The 11,236-nt window shown below is 44.2% G+C and carries 12 protein-coding genes; all 12 read left to right on the top strand.

Going from position 1 to position 11,236, the window contains the following annotated elements; genetic code table 11:
- The first annotated feature begins 56 nt into the window (after positions 1-56).
- Entirely contained in the window at positions 57-389 is a 333-nt protein-coding gene (locus tag HMPREF1039_RS00975) for a YerC/YecD family TrpR-related protein (protein WP_007390503.1), read from the top strand.
- Positions 390-471: 82 nt separating this feature from the next.
- On the top strand, positions 472-1,011 hold the full coding sequence (locus HMPREF1039_RS00970; protein WP_007390563.1) for a hypothetical protein: 540 nt from the start codon (positions 472-474) through the stop codon (positions 1,009-1,011).
- Between the two features lie 94 nt (positions 1,012-1,105).
- Positions 1,106-1,924, top strand: a complete 819-nt coding sequence (gene cdaA, locus HMPREF1039_RS00965; protein WP_176603329.1) for a diadenylate cyclase CdaA — start codon at positions 1,106-1,108, stop codon at positions 1,922-1,924.
- Positions 1,924-2,838 (top strand): CdaR family protein, encoded by a 915-nt coding sequence (locus HMPREF1039_RS00960; protein ID WP_007390475.1) that lies wholly within the window; start codon positions 1,924-1,926, stop codon positions 2,836-2,838. Before cdaA ends, HMPREF1039_RS00960 begins: the two co-directional genes overlap by 1 nt.
- Before the next feature lie 13 nt (positions 2,839-2,851).
- A complete protein-coding gene (locus HMPREF1039_RS00955) occupies positions 2,852-4,459 on the top strand; it encodes an NAD(P)/FAD-dependent oxidoreductase (protein ID WP_007390527.1) in 1,608 nt (535 codons plus the stop codon).
- Positions 4,452-5,807: a phosphoglucosamine mutase gene (gene glmM / locus HMPREF1039_RS00950; protein ID WP_007390466.1), complete on the top strand. Its 1,356-nt coding sequence runs from the start codon at positions 4,452-4,454 to the stop codon at positions 5,805-5,807. The genes HMPREF1039_RS00955 and glmM overlap by 8 nt, the downstream gene beginning before the upstream one ends.
- A gap of 284 nt (positions 5,808-6,091) precedes the next feature.
- Complete coding sequence (gene glmS / locus HMPREF1039_RS00945; protein WP_007390493.1) at positions 6,092-7,921, top strand: glutamine--fructose-6-phosphate transaminase (isomerizing); 1,830 nt, start codon at positions 6,092-6,094, stop codon at positions 7,919-7,921.
- Between the two features lie 205 nt (positions 7,922-8,126).
- Positions 8,127-8,861, top strand: a complete 735-nt coding sequence (gene rpsB, locus HMPREF1039_RS00940) for a 30S ribosomal protein S2 (RefSeq protein ID WP_007390562.1) — start codon at positions 8,127-8,129, stop codon at positions 8,859-8,861.
- An 84-nt stretch (positions 8,862-8,945) separates the two neighbouring features.
- Positions 8,946-9,593: a translation elongation factor Ts gene (gene tsf / locus HMPREF1039_RS00935; protein ID WP_007390497.1), complete on the top strand. Its 648-nt coding sequence runs from the start codon at positions 8,946-8,948 to the stop codon at positions 9,591-9,593.
- 78 nt (positions 9,594-9,671) lie between these two features.
- Positions 9,672-10,397, top strand: coding sequence for a UMP kinase (gene pyrH, locus HMPREF1039_RS00930; protein ID WP_007390511.1), 726 nt, complete (start codon positions 9,672-9,674; stop codon positions 10,395-10,397).
- Positions 10,398-10,442: 45 nt separating this feature from the next.
- Positions 10,443-11,003, top strand: coding sequence for a ribosome recycling factor (frr, locus tag HMPREF1039_RS00925; protein WP_007390569.1), 561 nt, complete (start codon positions 10,443-10,445; stop codon positions 11,001-11,003).
- Positions 11,003-11,236, top strand: a complete 234-nt coding sequence (locus HMPREF1039_RS00920; RefSeq protein WP_007390496.1) for a hypothetical protein — start codon at positions 11,003-11,005, stop codon at positions 11,234-11,236. The genes frr and HMPREF1039_RS00920 overlap by 1 nt, the downstream gene beginning before the upstream one ends.

The raw sequence follows: 11,236 nt of genomic DNA, 5'->3' as shown, positions 1-11,236 counted from the left end.
TTATAATAAAATAGAAGATTTAGTATAGTAAATTAATAAAGTGAGAGGTGGCGCCTATGAGTGCCGAAAAAAGTCGGCAAGATGCGGCACATGCACAACTTTTTGCCGCTATTTTGGAATTACGGAATGTGCAGGAATGCCATGATTTTTTTGAGGATCTTTGCACAATTGCAGAAAGGAAAGCCATGTCGGCCCGGCTGGAAGTTGCCCGTATGTTAAAAAATGGGGACAGTTATGAAGATGTTGTGAAAAAAACCGGCGTCAGTACGGCTACAATTAGCCGTATTAATCGTTGTCTTCAGCACGGTGCGGGCGGCTATACGGTTATTTTGGAGCGCATGGAACAGGCCGGACGTATGCGGCAATGTAAACACGATGAAGACGTGTAAAAACAGTGCGAAAAGACTCTCGAATGATCGAGAGTCTTTTCGTGTGTGCATATTATATGTCGCCAGTAAAGGAGAACAGCAGGTGAAATCAAGATTGGATGTAACCATTTTCGGAAATGGGGATATGCATGTTTGGAAGCAGTGCATTTATGCGGAATTGTGGCAGGATTATTTATCTATGCGACATAGGGCGGAAGAATATTGGAAAAAAGGGACAAAAAAAGGCGATTTTTTAGCACGGCGGTATGAACGGGCCGCATTTCTTTCGTTACAAAACTTTTTTGCGTGTGTATTGGAACGTTGGATGGTACAAATAGAGGCTGTACAAGTGTCAAGGGTTTCGTTATGGGAACAATGTCGGGTATTGTTGGATAGAACCTGTTCGCCTCAAACGGTAGCGGCATATGATTTTTCCCGTTTGCATGGGCAGTTGGAAGCGGCGGAGCATACTTCAGCGGTTTTGGAACAATTGGATTGGGAGCAATTAGCGGCTATGGAAAAAGCGATGGATGACTTTTTATCATTGATTGAACAAAATACATCGTTGCGTCGTTTTCCGAAGGTGAATCATTCCAGCTCTTCCGTTGTGGAACGATTGGGGTCGTTGTTCAGACGCCATTGAGGAAAATGCGTCATTGTCTTTCTTTTATAAAAAAAATAGTGTACAATAAAACATAATTATGTAAGTTCGTTGAGGGAGCTCAAAAACGATGAATATGTATGTGCCGATTCAAGGGTTTATCAGCAGTTTTCGGTTGCTTGACATAGTGGATATTTTACTGGTGGCCTTTGTTTTGTATAAATTGTATTATTTGATTTGTAATACACGTGCTGTGGCTTTAATTAAAGGGCTGCTTGTTTTGGGAGCGGTAACGGTAGTCAGCAAAGTATTGGATTTACATGTTATTAATTGGTTGTTACAACAGGGCATGACGGTTATTTTAGTTGCCTTACCGGTAGTGTTTCAACCGGAGTTGCGTCGGGCATTGGAACAAATCGGTCGAGGCCGTTTTTTGCGTTCCGGGCAGGGCATTAATACGGAAGAATTAAACCGTTTAGTAGAAGAAATTGCAGCTGTTACCGAGTCTTTATCCAAAACACGGACAGGCGCTTTGTTGGTATTTGAACGGGAAGTCGGATTAAATGATTACATTGATACGGGAATTTTTATTGACGGGACCGTTTCTCGAGAGTTATTAGGCAATATTTTTATCCCCAATACACCGCTTCATGACGGGGCCGTTATTATTCGGGAAAATAAAATTATGGCGGCCGCCTGCTTATTGCCGTTGACATCCGATCGCTCTTTGTCGACTGAATTGGGAACGCGACATCGAGCGGCGATTGGTATCAGTGAAATGGCCGATGCCGTGGTAGTCGTGGTCAGTGAAGAAACCGGCGCTATTTCGTATACATATGGGGGACATATTTATCGTCATTTAGAGGTAAAAAGTTTGCAAAAAATTTTATTAAACTTTTTGCGCCCGGCACCGCAGGGGTGGACGAATATTTTTAAATGGAGGCCGGCAAAATAATGACGCGAATTGAAAAAAAGTGGCAAGTTAAGCTTATTTGTCTGGTAGTAGCGGTTTTTTTATGGTTTGTTATTATCGGCGAGCAGAATCCGACAAGTGAAGGCAGCTATACGGTTCCGGTAGCAGTGGAAAATCTGGATTCACGATATATAGCATCTCATGTACCGCGGTCGGTGTATGTGCGTTTGGCGGGACCGCGTAATACCATTATTAATATTGATCCTTCGTCTATTAAAGCGTATGTTGATTTATCGGCAGTGAAAGAGGGGACTGTAGAGGCTCCTATTCATGTGGAAATTCCCGGCGGAACAGAATTGAAAAAACAGAGTCAAAATCGGGCTACCGTACTTATTGATGTGTATGCTGTAAAAGAATTCAGCGTTACACCGCATATTCGCGGGCAGGTAAACGGCAATGCGTATGTCGGCAACATATCCGTATTACCGCAAAAAGTTACGGTCAGCGGGGCTCGACGTTTGGTGCGTCAGGTTGATAATGCGATGGTGGAAGTCGGTATAAGTGATAAACCCGACGGTTTTACCGCAATGACTCCGGTGCGGTTGTTGCGTGCCGACGGCACTGTTGTAGAAGGCTTAACGGTAACCCCGTGGCAGACCAGTGTGGCAGTGAATTTGGAACCGAATGCGGCAACGAAAGAAGTTCCTGTCGTAGTACATACGCGGGGTACATTTCATAAGGGATTGACAGAAAAAAACGTCATTGCCAATCCTAAGACCGTTACGTTACGTGGGGATGCCGCACAATTACAGTCTTTGGATCATTGGGATTTACCCGCTGTTTCCGTTACGGGCATTACTAAAAACAAAACCTGGAAATTGGAAATGCCGTTTGTTAATGGCGTCACTGTAACTCCCGATACGATTGATGTCATGCTTTTGACTACTAAAGAATAAAGGAGAACCGTAGGTGTTAAGAGTAAGTAATATTCGTACAGCAGTGCCGATGCGGAAAACCGTAGCCGCTTTAGCGGCAAAAAAAATACGTTGTCGTGTGCAAGATATTGAAGAAGTGCGGATTGTCAGAAGATCCGTGGATGCACGAAGAAAACCGAAGGTATATATTGTGTTTACGGCGGATATTATTGTCCGGCAAGAAGCACGGATATGGCGCGGCTGTCGGGATAATAAAGATATAAAAATGGTGACGGAGGCGCCGGCGATTGCGGCGGCAAGGGGCAATTTACCGTTACGGCAGCGTCCGATTGTTGTGGGGACAGGGCCGGCCGGTTTGGCGGCGGCGTTCATGTTGGCGCAATACGGCTTTGCTCCTCTGGTATTGGAACGAGGGCAAGATGTGGAAACACGGACAGCGTGTGTAGAAAAATTTCGACATGAAGGGATTTTGTGTGATCATACGAATGTGCAATTCGGTGAAGGGGGAGCTGGAACCTTTTCCGACGGCAAGTTGACCACCCGGGTCAATCATCCGTTAATTCGCAATATTTTACACATTTTGGTAAAAGCGGGGGCACCGGAAGAAATATTGTATACGTATAATCCTCATGTCGGCACCGATCGGCTGCGTCAGGTGGTAAAAAATTTGCGTCATATGATTATGGAAGCCGGAGGAGACGTACGATTCGCTTCTTGTGTTACGGATATTATATGTAATGACCGCGGACAGGTGCAGTCGGTTGTAGTGAATCATAAGGAACATTATGATACTTCCGTGCTGCTTTTGGGCATTGGGCATAGTGCGCGGGATACGTACGAAATGTTGCATCGGCACGGTATGGCGATGGTGTTCAAACCCTTTGCCGTAGGCGTGCGGATTGAACATGAACAGCACGTGATCGATCGCGGGCAATATGGGAATACGGCCTCGGCATTGGGATTGGAGCCGGCTTCTTATGCACTGGCATACCATCGTCCCGACGGGCGCTCCTGTTATTCTTTCTGTATGTGTCCGGGGGGAGAAGTAGTGGCGGCGGCTTCGGAAGCGGGCGGTGTCGTAACTAACGGTATGAGTGTATATGCGCGTAATAGCGGCGCGGCAAACAGCGCGTTGGTCGTCAATGTAACGGAGCGGGACATTCGGGGAACGGATCCTTTGCGCGGCATTGCTTTTCAACGCCGGTATGAACAACTGGCATATGCGGCCGGCGGTCACAATTATAAAGCTCCTGCACAAACTGTTGGTGATTTTTTGCGGATTGCCGCGGTTTCTCCGGGGATTCATACCTATATGCCGGGAGTAACTTGGACAGATTTGTCGGCAATATTACCTGCGTTTGTTACGCAAACTTTACAAGAGGCATTGCCGTATTTTGAAAGAAAAATAAAGGGATTTGCCGCTCCGCAAGTGGTACTGACGGGGGTAGAAACCAGAACCAGTGCGCCGGTACGACTATTGCGTGATGAAAACCGCATGTCTGTCGGTACGGCAGGTTTATACCCGATCGGGGAAGGCGCCGGATATGCCGGCGGCATTATGAGCGCTTTTTTAGACGGTATGGAAACGGCATTAACTATTATTCGTAAATTTAAACCTTTGGAGGTACAGGTAGATGGCTAGATTGTTTGGAACTGATGGTGTACGCGGTGTAGTAAACGATTCTTTGACACCGGAATTGACGTATCATTTGGGTCGGTCGGCGGCGTATGTGTTAGGGCAGGAAAAGGAACACCCGACCTTTTTGATCGGCAGAGATACACGGCGTTCCGGTACCATGTTGGAAAGTATTTTGGCCGCCGGCATTGCGTCCGCCGGCGGAATTTGCCATATGGCGGGAATTATTCCGACACCGGCCATTGCCTATTTAACACGTACGCATCACTTGGATGCCGGAGTGATGATATCCGCATCGCATAATCCTTTTGAGTATAACGGTATTAAATTTTTTGATTCGTTCGGCTATAAATTGCCCGACAATATGGAAGATCGTATAGAAGAATTCATGTTGAAAGATGAACGCAGCGGCGGGCAAAGTCGGCCTACCGGAGCCGCTATCGGCACGATTACCGCCTGGAACGATTTGCAACAGGAATATAGCGATTTCTTATATAAGACGTGCGATATTGATTTACAGGGATTAAAAATTGTATATGACGGCGCCAACGGTGCCGCATCTTTTATCGGTCCCGCTTTATTCAGTCGTTTGGGTGCGGAAGTTATTGCGATTCATACGAATCCGGACGGGGTTAATATTAATGCCGCTTGCGGGTCCACTCATTTAGAAAGTTTACGAAAAACCGTGTTGGAAACCGGTGCGGACATAGGAATTGCGAATGACGGGGATGCCGATCGCTGTTTGGTTATTGACGAAAAGGGGCAGGAATTGGACGGCGATCAAATGATGCTTCTTTGTGCGTTGCGCTTGAAAGAAGAAGGGCGGTTAAAAAAAGATACGGTTGTCGGTACGGTAATGAGTAACATCGGTTTTCATAAAGCGTTGGCGGCACATGGATGCAAGAGTGCAGTAACTGCAGTAGGCGATCGGTATGTGTTGGAACGGATGCGAAAAGACGGCTATTGTCTTGGCGGCGAACAATCAGGGCATATTATCTTTTTGGATTATAATACGACCGGAGACGGGTTGTTAACTGCCGTACAACTGTTGCGCAACATGCGACATTGGCAGAAGCCGTTGTCCGAGTTGGGAAAAATGATGACTCGTTATCCGCAAATCTTAAAGAATGTAAAAGTCCAGACCAAGTCCGGATGGGAAGAAAATAATTTGATTGTAGCGGCCATTTCGGCAGGGGAAGAAGAATTAGGTGAAAACGGTCGTATTTTGGTGCGCCCGTCCGGGACGGAACCGCTCATTCGAGTGATGGCGGAAGGCCCGGATTTAGAACAATTAGAACGTATTGTAGCGGATATTGCATTGGTCGTGGAACATGAGATGGGCGGCGTAAAGTAAGTATTGACCGTGTATAGTAAATATATTAAAATGTGGGAATAGAGTGTGGCGCTCTATTCCTGTTTTTGGCAGTCGTTTAGAAATCCTTCGTAAAATGGATGGCACCGGTACCTTCGGACAGACGAGGGGGAAGCGGATTAAAAAGAGGCGGCGGAGGCCTCTCGGCCGTTCCGGTTGTAAATCTATAACAAAAACCGGCGGTAACGGCAGGAATAAGGCTGTATGGGGAGTAAAATAGAGTAAGAGGAATGAGCCTCTTGTAAGAAAGCTGGGAGGAAAGTAAGATGTGCGGTATTGTTGGCTATGTAGGGACAAGGGAAGCGGCTGATTTTTTATTAGACGGATTGGCTAAATTGGAGTATCGGGGATACGATTCGGCGGGCATTGCCGTATATGATCAAGATCGTATTACCGTACGTAAAAAAATGGGACGGCTAATCAATTTATTGCAGGAAATAAAAGAGCACCCCGTATCCGGTACTATCGGTATCGGGCATACGCGATGGGCGACGCATGGCGGTCCTTCCGATATTAACTCTCATCCGCATACGGATATGAACGGCAATTTTGCTATTGTTCACAACGGAATTATTGAAAACTATATGGAAATAAAGGAAGAATTACTGAAGAAAGGTGTGGTTTTTCGTTCTGAAACCGATTCGGAAGTAGTAGCACATCTTTGTGCCGATTTGTATGACGGCGATTTTGAAAATACTGTTCGTAATGTTTTACGGCGTCTGCGCGGTTCGTACTCTTTGGTGTTTATGAGTCGGTTTGCCCCGGACAGAATTATTTGTTGTAAAAAAGACAATCCTTTAATTGTCGGTTTGGGAGACGGGGAAAATTATATTGCTTCCGATATCCCCGCTATTTTAAGTTATACACGTAAAACATATATTATGAATGACGGAGAAATGGCAATTGTAAAAAAAGACGGCGTTTGGGTTACCGATTTAGAAGGGAAACCGATTTCTAAAAAAGTCTTTGTTGTAAATTGGGATGCGGAAGCGGCGGAAAAAGGCGGCTTTGAACATTTTATGTTGAAAGAAATTTACGAACAACCCAAGACGATTCGCGATACGTTAAGCTGTCGTATGACTGCGGACGGCAAACAGGTACGGTTTGATGAGTTGAATTGGACGCCGGAAGACGTTCGTTCCATCGGCAAAGTATTGATTATTGCTTGCGGAACGGCGTATCATGCAGGATTATTGGCAAAATATTTTATTGAAAAATTGGCACGGATCCCGGTAGAAGTGGATATAGCTTCGGAATATCGCTATCGTGATCCGTTGACGGACAGTAAAACGTTGAGTATTATTATCAGTCAGTCCGGCGAAACGATTGATACACTGGCAGCGTTAAAAGAGGCAAAACGCCGCGGCGCACGCTCGTTGGCCGTCACGAATGTAGTAGGCTCTTCTGTTTCCAGAGAGGCGGATCAGGTTGTCTATACTTGGGCCGGACCGGAAATTGCCGTTGCTTCCACAAAGGCCTATACGACCCAATTGGCGGCGTTGCTTTTGTTGGCGATTTATATGGGACAATTGAACGGCGTATTGACCACGACGGCGGTAACAAAGTTGTTGCAGGATTTAAAGAAGGTGCCGGACCAATGTGAGGATATTTTTTCACAAGTAAATACAGTTAAGGCTTTGGCAAAAGCGTTTACGGATCATGAAGATGCGTTTTTTATCGGACGATCGATGGATTACGGCTTAGCTATGGAAGGGGCGTTGAAGTTAAAAGAGATTTCTTATATTCATGCCGAAGCCTATGCCGGCGGTGAATTAAAACATGGAACTCTGGCTTTGATTGTACCCGGCATTCCCGTGATTGCACTGGCAACCCAAGGGGATGTAGAAGAAAAAATGATCAGTAATATTAAGGAAGTAAAAGCGCGTGACGCATATGTTATCGGCATTGCCAAAGCTTCGGACAGAGAAGTGGGGAAGACGGTGGATGTAGTGTTGCATGTACCGGATTCCGATAATTTTGTCGTGCCTATACTGGCGGTTATTCCTTTGCAATTGTTAGCGTATTATGCAGCGGTTCTTAAAGGAAATGATGTGGATAAACCGCGTAATTTAGCGAAAAGTGTGACCGTAGAGTAAATAGAGAAGAGAGAACATCTAAAACAAAAGGCGTTTTGTTTTAGATGTTTTTTTATTCTCAAAAGAAAAAACTTGTTACGTATGGCGTCTTATGTTATAATAGCAAAGGTTTAATTTACACATGCTCAAAGAGTCTGTACCTGTGCCCGCAAGGGTGATGGCAGATGATGACGGAGCAGCGGATACAACAGGAGGAATCAGAATTATGGCAGTAGTATCAATGAAACAATTATTAGAAGCAGGTGTACACTTCGGGCATCAGACGCGTCGTTGGAATCCTAAGATGAAACGCTTCATCTTTACGGAACGGAACGGCATTTACATTATTGATTTACAAAAAACTGTGAAAAAAACGGAAGAAGCGTACAATTTCGCTCGTGATTTAGTTGCGGACGGGGGCAAAATTCTTTTTGTAGGGACGAAAAAACAAGCGCAAGAGTCCATAAAGAATGAAGCGGAACGTTGCAATATGTTTTATATTAATGAACGTTGGTTGGGCGGTATGCTTACCAATTTTCAGACGATTGAAAAACGTGTAAAACGGTTGAAATTATTGGAAAAACAGGCCGAAGACGGAACATTTGATGTATTACCGAAAAAAGAAGTTACCATTTTAAAACATGAAATGGAAAAATTACATAAATATCTCGGCGGCATAAAGGAAATGAAAAAACTTCCGGACGCACTGTTTATTATTGATCCGAAAAAAGAAGAAATTGCCGTTGCAGAAGCACGGAAATTACATATTCCCATTATTGCTACAGTAGATACGAACTGTGATCCGGATTTGATTGATTTCCCCATTCCGGCAAATGATGACGCAATTCGGGCTGTAAAATTGTTGTCCGGAAAAATTGCGGATGCCGTGTTGGAAGGTAATCAGGGTGAACAAGTAGAAGAACCTGTTGCAGACGATACCGGTGTTGCGGAAGAAAATTAAGTATAAAACAATACTATATACATAAAGGTAAGGACATTTCCTTACCTTTATTCCAACTGTACATCTATATGGAGGAGGAAGATTATGGCTATTACAGCAAGTATGGTAAAAGACTTAAGAACAAAAACCGGTGCCGGTATGATGGATTGTAAAAAGGCGTTGGCCGCAACAGACGGTGATATGGATAAAGCGGTTGACTTTTTACGTGAAAAGGGATTGGCGGCAGCCGCTAAAAAAGCGGATCGTATTGCGGCGGAAGGCCTGGTATATTCGTATATTCACGGAAACGGCCGCATCGGCGTGTTGGTGGAAGTGAATTGTGAAACCGACTTTGTTGCACAGACGGACGGTTTTAAAGCGTTGTGCAAAGATATTGCTATGCAAATTGCCGCTGCCAAACCGGCATATTTGAAACGGGAAGAAGTGCCGCAGGAAGTATTGGACCATGAACGGGAAGTATTACGTCAACAGGCCTTGAATGAAGGGAAACCGGAAAAAATCGTTGATAAAATGATTGCCGGACGTATTGAAAAATACTATAAAGAAAATTGTTTGTTGGATCAAGAATTTATAAAAGATTCCGATAAGACCATCAGTCAGGTAATTACTGAACAAATTGCCAAGATTGGTGAAAAAATCGATATTCGTCGTTATGTTCGCTATGAATTGGGCGAAGGTATGGAAAAACGCAATGATGATTTCGTTTCTGAAGTAATGGCACAAGTTAAATAAGAATCATAAGTAAGAGGACACCTTTTATTCGTGTTCTCTTATTTTCTACTAACCATAGTAAGATAGCGGAGGCCTTGTATGGAAGCGAAAAAATTTAAGCGCGTGGTGTTAAAATTAAGCGGCGAAGCATTGGCGGGGTCGCAGGGATACGGAATTGATACGACTACAGTAGAGCATATTGCCCGACAAGTAGTAGAAGTAAATAAATTGGGCATTCAAGCGGCTATTGTCGTGGGAGGCGGCAATATTTGGCGCGGTCTTTCCGGTAGTGCGAAAGGGATGGATCGCGTTTCCGCCGACTATATGGGAATGTTGGCGACAGTGATGAATGCGTTGGCATTGCAAGATGCCTTGGAAAATTTCGGGATTGCTACACGGGTGCAAACGGCAATTAATATGCAACAAGTGGCGGAACCGTATATTCGTCGTCGGGCTATTCGTCATATGGAAAAGGGACGGGTCGTAATTTTTGGCGCCGGAACAGGAAATCCTTATTTTTCTACGGATACGACCGCCGCATTGCGGGCAGCGGAAATTGAAGCGGATGCCATTTTAATGGCTAAAAACGGAGTGGACGGAGTGTATGACAGTGATCCTAAACTTAATCCGCAGGCTAAAATGTTTAAAAAATTATCTTATTTAGATGTAATTAATAAAGACTTAAAAGTTATGGATGCAACGGCTACCACCTTGTGTATGAATAATGATATTCCCATTTTAGTGTTTAATTTAGATGTATCGGAAAACATTGTTGCCGCCGCTAAAGGAGAAGACTTAGGAACTTTAGTGGACAAGAAGGGGTAACAAATATATTGGTATATAGTTTACCTGGAGAGAAAGGGAAAGCATATGGACGGCAAAGCAGTAGTACAAAATTATGAAGAGAAAATGGATAAGACAATTGAAGCGTTGAAGAGAGATTTCACTTCTATTCGCACGGGCAGGGCCAGTACGAGTTTATTAGATCGGGTGACGGTGGAATATTACGGGACGCCTACGCCGATTAAGCAAGTGGCTAATGTTTCGGCACCGGAGCCGAGTTTGATAACGATCGTGCCGTGGGAACGAAAAATTTTGGGGGATATTGAGAAGGCTATTTTAAAATCCGATTTGGGGTTAAATCCCAATAATGACGGCGCCATGATTCGGTTGGAAATTCCCAAGCCTACCGAAGAACGTCGCAAAGAATTAACAAAAAAAGTAAGCAAGTATGCGGAAGAAGCGAAGGTCGTCATCCGTAATATCCGTCGTGATGCCAATGATTCGATTAAGAAAGCGGAAAAAGCTAAGGAAATTACAGAGGATGAAAGCAAGGATGTACAAGATAAAATTCAAAAATTGACGGATAAAAAGGTTAAATTTATTGATGAATTAAAATTAAAAAAAGAAAAAGAAGTAATGGAAGTATAATGGATAAAGAAAAATTTATTGGCATGCCGTTGCGGTATGCCAAATCTGTATTAGAGGCCGAACATATACCCTATAGTATAGAACGTACCGGCAGTAGAAGTCGATTTTTTGTTTGTAATGAACAGGAAGAATATGTTATTCGGGTTATAGAAGCGGCAGGCGAACTATGCTTGCTGGTAAATTATAGCTTGGAGCAAAGTGATTCGGTGAGACAGGTGTTGACAGGGAGATAG

It is taken from the genome of Megasphaera lornae (assembly GCF_000214495.1).
GTDB classification, from domain to species: Bacteria; Bacillota; Negativicutes; order Veillonellales; family Megasphaeraceae; genus Megasphaera; species Megasphaera lornae.
Note: the sequence above shows the minus strand (reverse complement) of the source record. Positions and strands in the feature narration are given on the sequence as shown.

Coding starts and splice junctions, on each gene's coding strand:
- cdaA (WP_176603329.1), top strand. CDS start 1,106: ATGTATGTGCCGATTCAAGGGTTTATCAGCAGTTTTCGGTTGCTTGAC.
- tsf (WP_007390497.1), top strand. CDS start 8,946: ATGGCTATTACAGCAAGTATGGTAAAAGACTTAAGAACAAAAACCGGT.
- HMPREF1039_RS00960 (WP_007390475.1), top strand. CDS start 1,924: ATGACGCGAATTGAAAAAAAGTGGCAAGTTAAGCTTATTTGTCTGGTA.
- HMPREF1039_RS00920 (WP_007390496.1), top strand. CDS start 11,003: ATGGATAAAGAAAAATTTATTGGCATGCCGTTGCGGTATGCCAAATCT.
- glmS (WP_007390493.1), top strand. CDS start 6,092: ATGTGCGGTATTGTTGGCTATGTAGGGACAAGGGAAGCGGCTGATTTT.
- glmM (WP_007390466.1), top strand. CDS start 4,452: ATGGCTAGATTGTTTGGAACTGATGGTGTACGCGGTGTAGTAAACGAT.
- rpsB (WP_007390562.1), top strand. CDS start 8,127: ATGGCAGTAGTATCAATGAAACAATTATTAGAAGCAGGTGTACACTTC.
- pyrH (WP_007390511.1), top strand. CDS start 9,672: ATGGAAGCGAAAAAATTTAAGCGCGTGGTGTTAAAATTAAGCGGCGAA.
- HMPREF1039_RS00975 (WP_007390503.1), top strand. CDS start 57: ATGAGTGCCGAAAAAAGTCGGCAAGATGCGGCACATGCACAACTTTTT.
- frr (WP_007390569.1), top strand. CDS start 10,443: ATGGACGGCAAAGCAGTAGTACAAAATTATGAAGAGAAAATGGATAAG.